At 61.9% G+C, this 16,594-nt stretch carries 14 protein-coding genes; 9 read left to right on the top strand and 5 right to left on the bottom strand.

Going from position 1 to position 16,594, the window contains the following annotated elements:
* Positions 1–109: 109 nt before the first annotated feature.
* Positions 110–1,675, bottom strand: a complete 1,566-nt coding sequence (locus R1T40_RS07040; RefSeq protein WP_317386386.1) for an O-linked N-acetylglucosamine transferase, SPINDLY family protein — start codon at positions 1,673–1,675, stop codon at positions 110–112.
* A gap of 493 nt (positions 1,676–2,168) precedes the next feature.
* On the opposite strand from R1T40_RS07040, the gene R1T40_RS07035 reads away from it, so the two are divergent.
* A complete protein-coding gene (locus R1T40_RS07035) occupies positions 2,169–3,275 on the top strand; it encodes a Hint domain-containing protein (RefSeq protein WP_317386385.1) in 1,107 nt (368 codons plus the stop codon).
* A gap of 302 nt (positions 3,276–3,577) precedes the next feature.
* On the opposite strand, the gene R1T40_RS07030 is transcribed toward R1T40_RS07035, so the two are convergent.
* Positions 3,578–5,578 carry a bifunctional metallophosphatase/5'-nucleotidase gene (locus R1T40_RS07030; protein ID WP_317386384.1) on the bottom strand — a complete coding sequence of 667 codons (2,001 nt, stop codon included), beginning with the start codon at positions 5,576–5,578 and terminating at the stop codon, positions 3,578–3,580.
* Between the two features lie 442 nt (positions 5,579–6,020).
* On the opposite strand from R1T40_RS07030, the gene dusA reads away from it, so the two are divergent.
* Positions 6,021–7,031, top strand: coding sequence for a tRNA dihydrouridine(20/20a) synthase DusA (gene dusA / locus R1T40_RS07025; protein WP_317386383.1), 1,011 nt, complete (start codon positions 6,021–6,023; stop codon positions 7,029–7,031).
* A gap of 5 nt (positions 7,032–7,036) precedes the next feature.
* On the top strand, positions 7,037–7,831 hold the full coding sequence (locus R1T40_RS07020; RefSeq protein WP_317386955.1) for a hypothetical protein: 795 nt from the start codon (positions 7,037–7,039) through the stop codon (positions 7,829–7,831).
* Between the two features lie 190 nt (positions 7,832–8,021).
* Here the strand turns inward: R1T40_RS07020 and R1T40_RS07015 are convergent, their stop codons facing one another.
* Genes R1T40_RS07015 through ccmI form a run of 3 tightly spaced genes read right to left on the bottom strand, consistent with a single transcriptional unit; the run spans position 8,022 to position 9,982 of the window.
* The gene (locus R1T40_RS07015) at positions 8,022–8,255 is read right to left on the bottom strand and encodes a DUF1289 domain-containing protein (protein WP_317386382.1); all 234 of its coding nucleotides are present in this window, start codon (positions 8,253–8,255) and stop codon (positions 8,022–8,024) included.
* A gap of 3 nt (positions 8,256–8,258) precedes the next feature.
* On the bottom strand, positions 8,259–8,732 hold the full coding sequence (gene ruvX, locus R1T40_RS07010) for a Holliday junction resolvase RuvX (RefSeq protein ID WP_317386381.1): 474 nt from the start codon (positions 8,730–8,732) through the stop codon (positions 8,259–8,261).
* Positions 8,729–9,982 carry a c-type cytochrome biogenesis protein CcmI gene (gene ccmI / locus R1T40_RS07005; RefSeq protein WP_317386380.1) on the bottom strand — a complete coding sequence of 418 codons (1,254 nt, stop codon included), beginning with the start codon at positions 9,980–9,982 and terminating at the stop codon, positions 8,729–8,731. The genes ruvX and ccmI overlap by 4 nt, the downstream gene beginning before the upstream one ends.
* 243 nt (positions 9,983–10,225) lie before the next feature.
* Here ccmI and R1T40_RS07000 point away from each other — a divergent pair, with 243 nt between their 5' ends.
* The 6 genes from R1T40_RS07000 to R1T40_RS06975 all read left to right on the top strand — a co-directional run bounded on the left by R1T40_RS07000 (position 10,226) and on the right by R1T40_RS06975 (position 16,497).
* A complete protein-coding gene (locus R1T40_RS07000) occupies positions 10,226–11,470 on the top strand; it encodes a sarcosine oxidase subunit beta family protein (RefSeq protein WP_106165313.1) in 1,245 nt (414 codons plus the stop codon).
* Positions 11,471–11,579: 109 nt separating this feature from the next.
* A complete protein-coding gene (locus tag R1T40_RS06995) occupies positions 11,580–11,771 on the top strand; it encodes a hypothetical protein (RefSeq protein WP_106165301.1) in 192 nt (63 codons plus the stop codon).
* A gap of 201 nt (positions 11,772–11,972) precedes the next feature.
* Positions 11,973–12,305, top strand: coding sequence for a sarcosine oxidase subunit delta (locus tag R1T40_RS06990; RefSeq protein WP_106165300.1), 333 nt, complete (start codon positions 11,973–11,975; stop codon positions 12,303–12,305).
* Between the two features lie 73 nt (positions 12,306–12,378).
* Complete coding sequence (locus R1T40_RS06985; protein ID WP_317386379.1) at positions 12,379–15,414, top strand: sarcosine oxidase subunit alpha family protein; 3,036 nt, start codon at positions 12,379–12,381, stop codon at positions 15,412–15,414.
* Positions 15,407–15,976, top strand: coding sequence for a sarcosine oxidase subunit gamma (locus R1T40_RS06980; protein WP_317386378.1), 570 nt, complete (start codon positions 15,407–15,409; stop codon positions 15,974–15,976). Before R1T40_RS06985 ends, R1T40_RS06980 begins: the two co-directional genes overlap by 8 nt.
* Positions 15,977–16,086: 110 nt before the next feature.
* The gene (locus R1T40_RS06975) at positions 16,087–16,497 is read left to right on the top strand and encodes a hypothetical protein (protein WP_317386377.1); all 411 of its coding nucleotides are present in this window, start codon (positions 16,087–16,089) and stop codon (positions 16,495–16,497) included.
* Positions 16,498–16,594 lie beyond the last annotated feature (97 nt).

The raw sequence follows: 16,594 nt of genomic DNA, 5'->3' as shown, positions 1-16,594 counted from the left end.
GCGTCCACTCCACCGCCTCTGCCTTGGCGGAGGACGCATCTCTAGAACGCTCCGATCACCTCAGACCGGTCTCTGGCGCGTATGCGTTTTATACCGCGCCGGGCCGTCGTTAGGCCGGACTGTTCGATGCGCCCCGCAGGTAGGCCCCGGCCAAAAGGTCCTCGTAATCTCTGGTCCAGGTATTCGTATCGAACAGTGCGCAAGAGTTGCGGTTCCGCCGGATGGTGTGTTTCAGCGCGTTGATCTCGTGAGGTGAGACGGCCAGCCGAACAGCCTGGTCGACATAGCCTTCGAGAGAGTTCGTCGACAATTCCGGAACTCCGGCGGCCGAGAGAATACTCGTCGCAACACGCGCAGAGAACTGACGCCCGCACAGCGTGAGCAGGGGAACCCCGGCCCAGAGCGCGTCGGACGCGGTTGTGTGGGCGTTATAGGCAAAACAATCGAGGCAGAGATCAACCTGCGCCAGACGTTCGATATGCGCCGTCTGCGTCATTATTCCGCAAGGCAAGATCCGTGATGGATCGATCTCGTGACGGCGTGCCTGCCGGGCAAGCTCGACCGAAAGGTCATGCGCGCCGGTATAAAACAGAAGGACGGCGTCAGGCACTTGCCGCAGGATGTTCATCCAGACCCCAAATTCCCGTGGTCCGACCTTATGCGGGTGGTTGAAATTCGCAAAAATGAACTTGTCTTCCGGCAGGTCGTATTTTGCCCGCAGATTGTCCGCCTCGGGCACAGGGCGCGTATTGTCATTGGGCTGATAGCATATGGGCATGCGAAGGATCTGCTCGTTGTAATACCTCTCCTCCGCCGCCGGTATGGTAATAGGATCGGCAATCATGAAGTCGATTTCACGGATGGCTGTTGTGCCCGGAAAGCCCAGGAACGACACTTGCATCGGGGCGATGCGATGTTCGAAAAGGACGGGGCGACAGTCGGTCGTCAGCCCCTTGAGGTCGACCGCTATGTTGAGTTGATCTGACCTCGCCAGCGCAACCGCCCCGGCATCGTCGATCTGTGAGATGTCGTGATAGATATCGGCAAAATCGCGTATCAGCGTGTGATAGCGGCTCTGTGGTTGCGGGAGGAAATCATAAACATAGAACTCAAACCGCGTCCGATCATGTGCTTTGAGCATCCCGGCAATCAGATGCATGGTCGCATGTTCGCAAAAGTCGGAAGAGAAATAGCCGATCCGCAGTTTGCCGGGCGGGGCCTTTGGCACATGGTCCGTGCTCCGCGCAACCGCTGCACTGGGTTGCGAGTGAGCTTGCTGCACCTCTGGATCGTCGATGAACGACAGTAGCATCAGTGGATCGATCAGGCGTCCGCTCTTCAGCGCGGTGCGGATGCCCTGGTCTTCCTGCGCCTCATCCGTCCAGCGCAGAAAACGACGGCGCAGTCGAAGCGCCCAGGGCAATGCAAGCGGGCAGTTCGGATCAATCGCAAGCGCGCGTTCCAGCAAATCGAGCGCCGCGGCATCCTTGCCGGCGTCATGCAGGCGAAGGCCAAGAGCCGCCAGGAAAACAGGGTGATCGCCTGCGATATCAGCGGCCTGTTGCTGGGCCTGCAGGGCGTCTTCGACGCGATCGGGCAAACGCGACAGGATTTCAGAAAGGTAATGATAGCTGAGAGCTGTTTCACCTTCTTCGGCAAGAGACCGTTGCATCATCCCCTCCGCACGCAAAAACGCGCCCCCCCGCAAAAGAGCAACGGCCTGTTCATATAGGGGACGAGAGGTGCCTCGCGAGAAAGGGACAGTCATTCAATGAAACCCTTGGGTTTGACGTTAGCCGTGGCTGTGTGATGGGGCGGTCGAGCGCCTCCTCCTGAGGGGGTGTGGTTGGTTCGGCTAGAGTGCCATATGTGTCTTGGGTATGACGGCAAAGGATTAAAAAACGCATAGCGGGCAGGGGGCGAGGATCGACAATTTGGCGTGTATTGCCGCGATCACGATGTCGTTGGCAGCGCGCCGTGCCCGAGCGCAAGCCCCAAGTTTTCCCCGCGAGTACCGCGACTTGCTTTGTGAGTTGCACGGTTGGCACCCTCGCCGAATATGTGTGAGTTTGAGGGTGAAAGTGACAAATCTTTAAATTATAGTTAAAGACAGCAGTCAAAAACCCCGACCGATCCACGGTTGCCCCTAGCGCGTGAACGCATTCAATATGGCGATTTATTACAACTACACTCAGACGATCTTCGGCACGCAAAGCGCCGTGAACGGATCCGGGTTTACCTATAATGTTGCGCCGCCTCGGGGGGCTATCTGGAGTTATTCCGGCAGCACCACCTCGCATGTTGTCCGCGAAGAAGATGACAACGCGATCAATTACAACGGCGACCCGACAAACGAGACGGTCTCTCCAAGCCAGGTGATTGGCCAGCCCGGACAGCAGACCACAAATATCGGTGGCACCGAACGGCATGCCATCATGGATTATGTGTTCGAGGTCAGCGACGGGACGAACGTCTATCAGATCGGCGTTGTTGATGTTGACCTGAACAATGATGCGGATCTCAATGATGCGGGGGAGGATGGCTATTACCTCGTCTTTATCGGCGATATGCCGCCCCCGGACACGCCGCTCAGAAGCCTGGGTATCGATAGCAACAGCGACGCCTATTCCCATGCCAGCGTTGGTGGGGTTCTGGTCTGTTTCGCGGCGGGCACGCTGATCGAGACGCACATGGGCCAGACCGCGGTAGAGCGCCTCAAAGCGGGCGATCTGGTGATGACCCGCGACGCCGGACTACAGAAGATCCGCTGGATCGGTTCCCGCACGGTAAGCGCGGCGGCACTTGTTGCGGACCCGAAACTCTACCCGATCCGGATCAAAGCGGGCGCCCTTGGCAATGATACCCCGTCCCGTGATCTTCTGGTGTCACCGCAACACCGGGTGCTTGTGCGGTCCAAGATCGCGCAGCGCATGTTTGGCACCAACGAGGTTCTGGCGGCGGCGAAACAGCTCTTGGAAGCCAAGGGCATCGACGTTGCAACGGATGTCAGTGATGTCACATATTACCACTTCACCTTCGACACGCATCAGATTGTCACCTCGAACGGGGCCCAGACAGAGTCGCTCTACCTTGGGCCGATGGCGGTTCAAGGCATCAGTGCCGAGGCGCGGGAGGAGATATTTTCGATCTTTCCGCAACTGCGCGCACGGTCCGGTTTTTGCGCCCCCGACGGCGCACGTCTCTTACTGAATGGCCGTCAGGCCCGTTCTCTCGCCGCGCGTCATGTCAAGAACAACAAGGCGCTCGTTTTATAGACCGGAAAACGGGGCAGGGCGCCGAAATAGCACCTGTATGGCCCCGCCCGTGATGCTGCAGCTGATGAGTGCGTAGTGTGCAGCATCCGGTCGCCGACGTTGGGCGCTGAAAACTGCTTAACGACAGTCCGTTCTGAAGTGCCTGCGCGGTCTGGCAGGTTTTTTTTGGGACACAAACATCCTGTGTTCTGATCGTTATTGACTGGAAGGCTGTGGACTGAACGCTGCCACTGCGCCAGGCAGAAAAACCCTGGCCGGAGCATCTGGCCAGGGTTTCGATGTCCTTGGGTGACATTGGACGGTCAGGCGACGGTCAGACGTCCGTCCAGCGTGGCTGCGTCGGCGCTGATCCCACCGTCCTGACGGATCTGAGCGATGATTTCATTGCGATAGACCAGACCGCTTTCCTCATACTCCAGACCACGCAGGTCCATGCCCTGGATCTGACCGGGCACCCCTGCGCCGATGGCCTTGCCATTCCAGGCCTCGGAGAACCCGCCAAGCCGAACGTAGCTGTTGAAGGCCACCCGGAACTGGCGTTCGGACATGCTGTCGAGCGGCTGACCGTGCAGGGTGATGTCCTCGGCACGGGCGTCCGCCACCGCGTCGCCCAGCACGAGACGATAGCGCAAGCCGTCAGAGAAATGCAGGAAGCCACGCGAGATGAAACCGCTGAAATCGAGGGCATCAGCCTCCTCGGGGCGCACAATCCGCTTGGCGTTGGATTGCAGCATGTCGTGGATCTGCGCGCCGGTCATGGTGGCGATATGCACCTGATCGGCATAGGGCATCACATCATACCAATCGCCAAAGGACAGCGGTCCCTGCGCCACACCGGACAGGATCGCGGTGGCGTTGAACAGGGCCAGGTCGACTGTGCCATTGGCAAAACCGGCCGAGCGTTTCACCAGTGCGTCGTTCATGAAGTTCAGCAGCGCATTTTCCCCGACATAGCGTTCCGCTTCGACGGTGGCGGTGCTGACGGCGTCGCCTGCGGTGACGGTGCCGATGGCCTCGGCCAGCTTGCTTTGCAGTGCCAGACGCAGCGGCGCGACATGGGCCTCTTCAAATGCGGCGTCGTAGTCGTCCTCTTTCTCGAAAGTATCGAACTTCGGGTCATCGGCAGCGACCCGATCATCGCGGGACTTGATCGGATGCAGGCCGACATGAGTAAACCAGCCCGTGCGGCCCTGGTCCGCAGCCAGCGACATTGTGATTTCGCCCAGATACTTGCCGTTTGCCTCGGCCTGCGTCATCAGCACACCATCGATGACGTTGTCGGGGTTCAGGCCTTCGGCGTTCAGGCGGGTGTGAGAATGCCCCCCGATCAGGACCACCGGCTTGTCCGTCAGCGGACCTGCTGCGGCGGCGATGTCGAAATCGCCCTCTCCGATCATGCGGTCCGCACCCGCCTTGCCCGAGCGGCTCTGGCCGGTGCCATAGCCGCAGTGGGACAGGATCACCACCACATCGCAGACCTGCGACAGCGCGGGGAGGACATTGCGGACGGCCTCGACCGGGCTTGCGACGCCCATGTCGGGGTCATCTGGCTGACCGATGCGGGTGTCGACCTGAGTGGTCAGCCCGATAAAGCCGATACGCATGCCCTTCACTTCCGCCACCGCTGCAGAGGTGTAGTCGCGGTCACGCGCGATATGCGCGGAGCTGTGGACATTGGCCGACAGCAGCGGGAAACGGGCATCCTTTTCGATGCCGAGGCGCAGCATTTCTGCACCGCGATCAAATTCATGGTTTCCGAGAACCGCAACATCGACACCTGCGGCCGAGTTCACGCGGTAGCCCGCATCCGCGACGAATTCCTCGGGCTCCCAGCCCAGCAGCTCGTCAAAGACCGAACCAGTATGATCGTCGCCGCCGCCCAGCAACAGCACGACCTCGTTCTCGGCGGCAGCAGCGCGGGTCTCCTGCATACGACGCACGATCTGGGACATGCGGTGCGTGTCACCGCGCTTGTCGTGCATATCGGTGATGTGGTTGTGCATATCATTGAAATGCATCAGCCGCAGCACGCGCCGCGCACCAGACTCCATCGTCGGCGCGGGCACGGGGTTGCCGCTTTCCGTCACGATCTTGCGGATCGGGCCGGCAAGCGGGTCGCCGTGCAACAGGAACAGACGTTCTATCGCGCCATGAGGGTTGGGTGCCGCCGGCACCATCAGCAGCTCGCCCGCTGCCGCCTGCGCATTGGCGCGAAAGGCGATGATCGAGGAGAATGCGGCAAGGCCTGCTGCACTGGAGGTGAGAAACGCGCGGCGCGACAGGGCGGAATTGGCTTTGGGCACGAATTTTGTCCTTTTGGTAAAAGTGTCAGCCGCGTCTCTAACTTCGATGTTCAAAGGATATGTGACAGAGCCATGTCGTCCTTGTGAACTTATTGATATTGCTACGGAAATATGGGTGTTGATCTGTCTGGAGAGTACTTTTGCGTTTCTACGCATGACCGTGAGCATTCTCGACAAGCGCTCTGATGTTTTGGGATCTCGATTTTATCAATTGCTCGGCATGTCGTTTCTTGTCGAAAGTACGGTTCTCCCGGTCGCGCTCTCCCTTTCGTACAATGTCAATTTGTGCCAGATAGGCCTTCGAGCCATCGGCTCTCACAGGTTCAACGACTGGCATGTCCCAAACTCTCCCCGAACAATTCCCATCATTTCTAGGTGGACGCGCCAGAACGTGCAAAAATGTGCAATAATCGGCTAGTTTGACGGTCAAGGAAATCTTACGATGAGCAAGGAAATCGCAGGAAAATCAGGACTTTGGCGGTCTGCGCAGTTGTCGGTGGCGCCTATGATGGATTGGACCACGCGAGAATGCCGTTATCTGCATCGGCTGATGTCGAAGGAGACGCTGCTCTATACCGAGATGGTGACCGCGCCGGCCTTGGTGCGCGGCGGGGCCTTACATCTGTTGGACCATGATCCCCGCGAACATCCGGTGGCGCTGCAGCTGGGCGGGTCCGATCCGACAGAGCTGGCCGAGGCGGCGCGTCTGGGGGCCGAGGCGGGCTATGACGAGATCAACCTCAACTGCGGCTGCCCCAGCGACCGGGTGCAATCCGGTGCCTTTGGCGCGGTGCTGATGCAGTCGCCGGAGCTGGTGGCTGATTGCATGGCCGCGATGGCCGAGGCGGTGGATGTCGAGGTGACGGTGAAATGCCGCATCGGCGTGGACGATCAGACGCCGGAAGAGATCCTGCCGGGGTTCCTGGAACAGATCCGCGCTGCAGGCGTGTCCCGGGTCACCATCCACGCCCGCAAGGCCTGGCTGCAGGGGCTCTCGCCCAAGGAAAACCGCGACGTCCCGCCGCTGGATTATGAGCTGGTGCATCGGATGAAGGCGGCGTTTCCGGACATGCATATCTCCATCAATGGCGGCATCGCCACGCTGGCGGAGGCCGAGGCGCATCTGGCGCGCGGACTGGACGGGGTGATGATCGGGCGGGCGGCCTATCACCAGCCTGCGGATGTGCTCTGCGCTGCTGATCCAAGGATTTTTGGCAGTGGAGAGGCCAGCGATCCGGTGGAGGTGGTGCAGCAGATGCTGCCGTATATCGAGCGCGAGATGCAGAAGGGGGCTCGCTTGCATCAGGTGACCCGTCACATGCTGGGCCTGTTTGCGGGTCGTCCGGGCGCGCGGCAATGGCGGCGCCACCTCTCAGAAGGGGTCAGTCAGAAAGGCGCGGGGCCGGAACTTGTTGAAGAGGCCCTGGGCCTTGTTGTGGCGCGGGCGGCGTGAAAGCCATGGGGCTCGATCACTACCGTGCAAAGGGCTGGCTGCGGTTCCCGGCGGACGCGGGCACGATGGCCTGGTCGGAGCACGCCCGCGTGCTGGCGCAGGACGCGGTGGCGGATCCGGCGCATGCCGCCTGGCTCGATTGCGAGGGCACCTGGTTCATCGGCGTTGATGCGCTGCCCAATGATCCCGCCGGACAACTGGCGGACGGGCCACCCCTGCAAGGTCCCGCCATCGATTTCATCACCCGCCAGATCGGCCCGCTGGGCGCACTGCACCGTGCGCAGCTTTCGGTGATCTACCCCGGCTATCCGCGACCACGACAGGGCGAGAGCACGGCGGCCTTTGGCTATCGTCGCAACCGGGATGCGGCGCATGTGGATGGGGTCAAGATGTTCGGCAGTGATCGTCGTCGTCGGGTCGAGGAGCCGCACGCTTGGGTGCTGGGCCTGCCGTTGAACGCCACCAGCCCGGACGCCGCACCCTTGGTGGTCTGGGAGGGGAGCCACGAGATCATGCGCGCGGCCTTTGCCGCCGCCTTTGCTGGCGTTGCGCCCGAAGATTGGCACGCGGTGGATGTCACCGACAGCTATACCGCCGCAAGGCGTGAGGTCTTCGAAACCTGCCCACGCGTCACCGTGCATGCGCAGCCCGGTGAGGCGTATTTGATGCACCGTCTGTGTTTGCACGGGGTTGCGCCCTGGGGGGACGACGCGACTGCGCCGGCGGGCGAGGGGCGCATGATCGCCTATTTTCGCCCGGAACTGGCGGATTGGCAGACCCGCTGGCTGACAGATCCGTGACGTTCGCCAGATAAGTCAGCCACGTTGACCCATTGTTTCGCGCGCGAAACAATGGGTCAATACACGTTCCGCATGATTTTCAAGGTGTTAGCAGGGCGTTCGCACGCTGGGCAACGGCGCGACCCCGGATCAAACTGCCGTTTCGTGACGCGGTTTTTTCACAAGAAGCGGGATGTTCCGCCAGCCTGTGTCAGTCGCGCTTCATCCGCGCGGCCCGACCGCCACGGCGACCCTTTGGGACGGCAGATCGGGAGGGCAGCTCGGCGATGATCTCGGCGCGTTCGTGATGGCTCAGCTTTGACCAGCGGGTGATTTCGTCGATGGAGCGCGCGCAGCCGGTGCACAGCCGCGTGTCCGGGTGGACCACACACAGCTTGATGCAGGGGCTCTCGATCTCGTCACGTTGCCAGACGTCGTCAGTCATGCGTCAACCGTTTCTCATGTGGCTCAGCCTGTCCAGGGCTCCCTGCAGGATATACGAGGCCGCCACATGGTCGATCACCTCTGCGCGACGTTTGCGCGACGTATCCGCCTCCAGCAGCGCCCGTTCGGCGGCCACTGTGGACAGACGCTCGTCCCAGAAGCTGATCGGCAGCTCTGTCACCCGTGACAGATTGCGGGCAAAGGCGCGGGTGGACTGGCAGCGCGGCCCTTCGGAGCCATCCATGTTGCGCGGCAGCCCCAGCACGATGGCGCCGATCTCGCGCCCGGCGATGATCTCCAGCAGGCGGTTGCTGTCGAGGGTGAACTTCTTGCGCCGGATGGTCTCCAGCGGCGTCGCCACCGCACCAATCCGGTCGGAGACCGCAACCCCGATGGTTTTTTCGCCGAAATCCAGCCCCACTAGGGCCGACAGGGGCGGCAGGGCGGCGGCGAACTCTGAAAAATCGTCATAAATCATTGGTTTGCCTCGACCTGATCCATCGCGGATTTCAGGATCTCCAGAGCGGGATCATTTTCCGCAAATTGCTGTTCTGCTTCGGCGTAGATCTCACGCGCCTGCTCCAACCGACCCAGTACCCCGAGGGCGGTGATCAACCTGGCCCACTCCGGAGGGCTGCCGCCGTCGCTGGCCAGACGGGCGGCAAGGCCGGAGACCATGCCTTCGATCATCTGCTGGCGCTCTTCGGCGGTCATATCCTGCATGGCAGCCATCTGCTCGGCACTCGGGCCGGGCAGGGCGGGGGTGTTGCCGGGTCCCGTGGCCTCACCGGGGGGGATCGGGCTGTAGTCGACCCCGGCAAGCGCTGCCATCTCCGGGATCTGAGCTTGGATCGCGCGGATCCATGGCGCGCCTGCGGGGCCTTGTTTCAGCGTTTCGGCCCAGATTTGATAGCCGCGATCCGGACGTCCGTTCTGCCCCATCATAAGACCGAAGTAATAGCGCGCGCGCCCGTCCTCCGGGGTCTCGGACAGAGCCTGCAACAACAGGTCTTCGGTCTCGGGCGAGACATAGCCACCGGCGGCCATCACCTGCAGCTCAGCCTGATCGACCAGATCCTGTGGGGCGGGGGCGTCGGGTTGCAGCGCGTTATAGCGCGCCTTTGCCTCATAGGCGGCGGTGAAGTTCCCAAGCCGGGCCTCGTGCTGCGCCAGAAGTGCCTGACCGCGGGCATCATCGGGGCGATCCGCGGTGGCCTTGCGCAGTTCGACCACCAGCTGACGATAGTTTGGATCGATCTCGGCCGCTGGGGCCTCAGGCTGGCGGGCCTCTGCTTCGGACTGGCTGGGGCGTGTCTCTGCGCGCTGTTCGGCGAGCGCCATGCGACGGTCAAGGCCGTAGTCGCCATAGCCGGGCGCACCGTACCACCAATAGAGGCCAGCGGTGCCAAGCGCGATCACCGCCACCATCAGGACGGCAGCGACGCGGCTTGGTCCATTAGGTTGGTCCTGACCAGTCTCTGCGGCCTGAACCTGTGCATCTGCCGCCAGAATGCGGCGCGAGATTTCCGTGCGCAGACGATCCGCATCCTCGGCGCCGACGACGCCTCTGGCGACATCGCGATCCAGATCCTTCAGCTGCTGGCGATAGACGCGCAGATCATAAGCAGCGGCGGGTTCCCCCGATCCGTTCTTGTTGCGCAGCAACACCAGCGCCAGCATGCCTGCCATCGTCAGTGTCACCAGCCCGGTCAAAATCCAAAATATCATCGTCTCTCCGCCGTTTGCTCTCATGTATAGGCGGAGGGCTGCGGAAAAAAGCCCTATCGGTGCGACGCGCTGTCCCGCTTCTGAGATATATGTCAGCTTCGACGGAGACCATACATCGGGGCCCCTTCCGACACTCCAATGAGAGCGATGTCGCAAACCTGACGAAACGCGACGATTAACGGCGCGGGGGCGGAGCGGATCCCGGTCATATCTGGGACCAGACACGAAGCATTGGATTCGCTCATGAAACGCTATTCAGCCTTTGCAGTGGCGCGGGAAGGTCTGCGCTACCACACCGGGTGGGAACGGGCCTGGCGCTCGCCCGCGCCGAAACGGCACTATGATGTGATCATCGTGGGCGCCGGCGGCCATGGCCTGGCCACCGCCTACTACCTGGGCAAGAACTTCGGCATCACCAATGTTGCGGTGATCGAGAAGGGCTGGCTTGGCGGCGGCAACACCGGTCGCAACACCACGATCATCCGCTCGAACTACCTGCAGGATCCCTCTGCCGCGATCTATGAAAAATCGCGCAGCTTGTATGAGACCCTGAGCCAGGATTTCAACTACAACATCATGTTCTCGCCGCGCGGTGTGATCATGCTGGCCCAGACCGAGCATGAGGTGCGCGGCTACAAGCGCACCGCCCACGCCAATGCACTGCAGGGCGTGCCGACCGAGTGGATTTCGCCGGCGCGGGTCAAGGAGCTGGTGCCGATCATCAACCTCGAAGGGCCGCGCTATCCGGTTCTGGGTGGGCTGTGGCAGGAGCGTGGCGGCACCGCCCGTCACGACGCAGTAGCCTGGGGCTATGCGCGGGCCTGCTCTGACATGGGCATGGACATTATCCAGCAATGCGAAGTCACCAATGTGCGCACCGAAAACGGTCGTGTTGTTGGCGTCGACACCAGCAAGGGCGCGATCGATTGCGACAAGCTGGGCATGGTGGTGGCGGGCAACTGCTCTGTCCTGTCCGAGATGGCGGGCTTCCGTCTGCCGGTGGAAAGCGTGGCCTTGCAGGCGCTGGTGTCCGAGCCGATCAAACCCTGCATGGATGTGGTCGTGATGGCCAACACCGTGCACGGCTACATGTCGCAATCCGACAAGGGCGAGATGGTCATTGGCGGCGGCACCGACGGCTACAACAACTACACCCAGCGCGGCTCCTTCCATCATATCGAGGAAACCGTACGCGCGCTGGTAGAGACCTTCCCGATGGTCAGCCGCCTGAAGATGCTGCGCCAATGGGGCGGTATCGTGGATGTGACCGGCGACCGCTCACCGCTGATTTCCAAGACCCCGGTCCAGAACTGCTTTGTCAACGCGGGCTGGGGCACCGGCGGCTTCAAGGCGATCCCCGGCTCCGGTTGGGCGATGGCAGAGTTGATGGCGACCGGGCATTCCCCGCTGGCGGAGGAATTCTCCATGACGCGCTTCAGGGAAGGCAAATTCATCGACGAAAGCGTCGCGGCCGGGGTGGCGCACTGATGCAGCGCCTTGGTTCACAGACTGAAAGTGTTTCTTGGCTTGCTGCCGGGAACTTCTGCGCGGGTTCGGGCGTTAAAGCCGCGAACACAATATCGCGCAGGAGAAACACATGTCAGATCAAACGCAGAACTCGTCCGGCTCCGGCAATGGCGCACTTGCCTTCATCCTTGGCGGTGTCGTTGTCGCACTCGCTGTGCTTGGCTGGTTCGTCCTTGGCGGTGGAAACCCGATGGACGAGCCCGATGTCAGCATCGAGCTGCCCGGCGGTGGAGCCATCGAAGGCGACATCGAAGGCAATTGACGATCAGGGGCACGCCGCCTCTGATGGTGGCGTGTCCCATGTTTGCGACACGCGTCTTGCCCCACGTGTGACTTTCGCTGCGGCGCCGACCTCAGGTGGCGCGCCACATTGGGCTGCTCCCCGAACATCTCATCCCGCGACACTGCCCGCCATCGCTGCGGGGCAGGGCGCTGCTGTAACTCTTTCGACGGAGCACGCACAATGCTGATCCTTGAATGTCCCTATTGCGGTGTCAAAGCCGAAGAAACCGAATTGCATGGCGGTGGCGAAGCGCATCTGAAACGCTTTGGTCCCGGCTCCTCGGATGATGAATTCCACGACTACCTGTTCATGAAGGAAAACCCGCGCGGGGTGCACCTGGAACGCTGGCGTCACGTCAATGGCTGCGGCAAGTGGTTCCACGCTGCCCGCTGCACCCAGACGCTCGAGGTCTTTGCCACCTACAGCGCTCAGACCACCGAGCCGCCGCAGGAGGTCAAGGACAAGATCTCCGCCAAGCGTCCGGGCTGGACCTGGCGCGAATTCGAAGGTTGATCGCCATGTTTCATCTTTTCCCAAATACCTCCGCCGGAGGCTCCCAGACCTCCTGCCGCGAAAGGGTCGCACTATGAGCACGCGTCTCGCCAAACAGGGTCGGCTGATCGACCGCTCCAAACAGATCGAGTTCTCCTTCAACGGCAAGAAGCTCAAGGGCTTTGCCGGGGACACGCTTGCCTCTGCGCTTCTCGCCAATGACCAGATGCTGGTCGGTCGCTCGTTCAAGTACCACCGTCCGCGTGGCCTCGTCGCCGCAGGCTCCGAAGAGCCGAACGCGCTGGTGGGCCTCGGGGTCGGCGACCGCTTCGAGCCGAACCAGCGCGCCACCACCACTGAGCTGTTCTCGGGTCTCGCGGCCCAGTCGCAGAACCACTGGCCGAGCCTCGAATATGACGTGGGTGAGCTGAATTCGAAGTTCTTCTCCCGCTTCCTGACCGCCGGCTTCTACTACAAGATGTTCATCCACCCGCGCCCCTTCTGGAAGCATGTGTATGAGCCCTTTATTCGCCAGTCCGCTGGTCTGGGCAAGGCGCCCGACAAGGAGCTGAAGGACGCCGACACCTACGAGCACTTCTACTATTTCTGCGACGTGCTGGTGATCGGGGGCGGTGTTGCCGGTCTGCAGGCGGCCAAAACTGCCGCAGCATCCGGCGCCAAGGTTCTGGTTCTGGAGGAAAAATCCAACTGGGGTGGGCGCACGCCGGTCGACGGCGGCACCATCGAGGGCCTTGAGGCCGACGCTTGGGTTGCCAAGACCGTCGCTGAACTGGATGCGATGGACAATGTCACCCTGCGCACCCGGACCATGGGCGCTGGTGTCTATGACCACGGCTATATCCTCGGCTACGAGCGTCTGACCGACCACGCGCCGGGTCAGGGTGGCCCGCGTCACCGCCTGTGGCGCATCCGCGCGACGCAAACCGTGACCGCAACCGGTGCCATCGAACGTCCGCTGTCCTTTGCGGGCAACGATGTGCCGGGCGTGATGCTGGCGGCCTCGATGCGCGACTACGTGGTGAACTGGGGCGTGACCCCGGGCCAGAAGGTCGTCGTCGCCACCAACAACGACGATGCCTACCGCACCGCCATCTCCCTGCATGAGGCCGGCGTCGAGGTCGTGCGCGTGTTGGATACCCGCGAAAGCGGCGGTGGCGATCTGGCCGACAAGGTCCGCGCCCTTGGCATTCGCGTTGAGTGTGGCCGGGCGATCGCCAAGGTCAAGGACGGCAAACGCGTCACCAAGGTTGCCATCTGCGCCCAGAACGGCGAGGGCGGTGCCCGCGAGGAGATCGAGGCCGATGCGGTTGCGATGTCCGGTGGTTGGTCGCCGGTGGTGCATCTGTGGTCCCATTGCGGCGGCAAGCTGACCTGGGATGATGCCCAGGCGCATTTCCGCCCCGACCCCGAGCGCGCCCCCACCGGCCATGACGGCAAGCCCTTCGTGGTGACGGCAGGCTGTGCCTCCGGTCCGCTGGGTCTGTCGGAGGTGATGCAGGATGCGGCCGCTGCCGGTGCGCGTGCTGCCGAGGCCTCTGGCCGTCCGGCAACGAAGCCGGCCGAGGTTGCCACCTCCGAGCTGGTCGAGGCGCCGATGGAAGCGGTCTGGCTGATGCCTGCCAAAGCCGACATCAAGCTGCGCATGAAGACCTGGCTCGACTATCAGAACGACGTCAAGGTCTCCGACGTGCAACTGGCCGCGCGCGAAGGCTATGAAAGCGTCGAGCACACCAAGCGCTATACCACGCTTGGCATGGCGACCGATCAGGGGAAACTCTCCAATATCAACGGTCTGGCAATCCTTGCGGACACGCTGGGGGCGGAGATCCCGCAGGTTGGCACCACCACGTTCCGTCCGCCCTATCACCCGATTTCCATGGGTGCGATCGGAGGCGAGGCGCGTGGCGACATCTTCCAGCCGCTGCGCAAGACGCCGATGTATGACTGGCACGACAGCAACGGCGCCCATTGGGAGCCGGTCGGCCACTGGCGCCGCCCCTATGCCTATCTGCGCTCCGGCGAAAGCGTCCATGATGCGGTCAATCGCGAGGTCAAGAACACCCGCGACAACCTCGGCCTGCTGGATGCGTCGACCCTGGGCAAGCTCATTGTCAAAGGACCGGACGCGGGCAAGTTCCTCGACATGCTCTACACCAACATGATGAGCACGCTGAAGATCGGCAAATGTCGCTATGGTTTGATGTGTTCCGAGAACGGCTTTCTCGATGATGACGGCGTGGTTGCGCGCATCGACGAGGACACCTGGCTCTGCCACACTACCACCGGCGGTGCGGATCGCATCCACGCCCATATGGAGGAATGGCTGCAAACCGAATGGTGGGACTGGAAAGTCTATGTGACCAACGCCACCGAGCAACTGGCACAGGTTGCCGTGGTCGGCCCCAACGCCCGCAAGGTGCTGGAAAAGCTGAACGCGCAGGCGGGCGGCGGCATGGATCTGTCGAAAGAGGCGCTGGCCTTCATGGAGTGGAAGGACGGCGAGATCGGCGGCTTCACGGCACGCGCCTATCGCATCTCCTTCTCGGGTGAGCTGTCCTACGAGATCGCGGTCGCGGCCTCGGAAGGTCAGGCGTTCTGGAACGCGCTGGTCGAGGCGGGCAAGGAATTTGGCGTCATGCCCTATGGCACCGAATGCCTGCACATCCTGCGCGCCGAGAAGGGCTTCATCATGATCGGCGACGAGACAGATGGCACCGTGATCCCGCAGGATCTCGGCCTGCATTGGGCGCTGTCGAAGAAGAAAGAGGACTACCTGGGCAAACGTGCACAAGCGCGCAGCCACATGGCCGATCCGGATCGCTGGCAACTGGTGGGTCTGGAAACCGTCGACGGCTCCGTGCTGCCGGATGGGGCCTATGCGGTGGGCAATGGCACCAACGCCAATGGTCAGAAGAACACCATTGGCCGGGTGACCTCCACCTACTACTCCGCCACGGTCGATCGCGGTATCGCGATGGGTCTGGTGAAACATGGTCCCAAGCGCATGGGCGAGGTCCTCGACTTCCCCGGCACCGACGGCAAAATCTACAAAGCCAAGATCGTAGAGCCGATCTTTTACGACAAGGACGGGGAAAAGCAGAATGTCTAACGCTGTAAGCGCCCTGGGCGGCGCAAGCTTCGCCGGTCTGGCCAAGGTCACGGACACTGGTCTCGGCGGCATGATCACCCTGCGCGGCGATCTCGCCTCGGCCAAGGTTCAGGCGGCGGTCAAGGCCGCCACCGGAGCCGCGGTGCCCGATACCCGCAGGATCGTCTTTGGCGATGCGGGTGCGGCGGCCTGGATGTCGCCGGACGAGCTGTTGCTGCTGGTGGAGTATGAGCGCGTCGATGCGGTTGTGGCCAAGCTGGGCGAGGATCTGGCCGGTGAACACCATATGGCGGTGAACGTCTCCGATGCGCGGGCCTGTTTCGCGGTCAGCGGCGAGGCCGCCCGCGAGGTGATCGCCAAGGTCGCGCCTGTGGATCTGGACGACGGCCAGTTCGAGGCCGGCACGTTCCGCCGCACCCGGTTTGCGCAGATCGCCGGCGCTTTCTGGCTGGACGACGCGGGTACGTTCCACATCGTCTGCTTCCGCTCGGTGGCCGGCTACATGTACAACCTGCTCTGTGCTGCCGCACATCCGCAGTCCAAGGTGGGCGTCTACGCCTGACGTCGGACCTCAGACGCCAATTGGCAACAATTCGGAAAATCACAATGCGGTCCCTTGCGGGGCCGCATTTCGTTTGTGAATAGAAGGCGAGAAGGTATTAAGGAGGCACCATGTTTTTCAAATCGTTCACGTTTTCCATGGCCGTCGCACTTGCAGCGATGTCCTCTGCGGCGGTTGCACAAACCTATGATTGCACATTCAATGATGGGCATCGGCGCAATGTCATCCCGTCGCAAGTCGTTGTGGAGCTGGCAGCTGACGGGCAGTCGGCGCAGGTGATCGATAGCGTCAGTCATCATCACAAAATTGCGCCGGTGGCAGCGAAATTCGTCAAGAACACCAATAAGCGCCTGCGTGTGCGCTGGTCGCTTAAGGATGTCATCAGCAGCTCCGGCCAGAAGGCGACGCTGAATTTCTCGCTCACGCATCAGAAGGGCAACGGCAAAGCCTTTCTCAACATGGATATTCCGGGATATGGCAATACCGAGTCCGGCAACGGGCGCTGCGCGTTGCGGAAGTGAGTGTACTTAGAGTCTCTGGCATCCCTGCGATTTTCCGCTTGCGCGGGCTTGACCAAACCGGGGCGGGGCCGCATGTATCCCTCAGGAACGCAACATT

The sequence above is a fragment of the Tritonibacter scottomollicae genome (assembly GCF_032924845.1).
GTDB classification, from domain to species: domain Bacteria; phylum Pseudomonadota; class Alphaproteobacteria; order Rhodobacterales; family Rhodobacteraceae; genus Epibacterium; species Epibacterium scottomollicae.
Note: the sequence above shows the minus strand (reverse complement) of the source record. Positions and strands in the feature narration are given on the sequence as shown.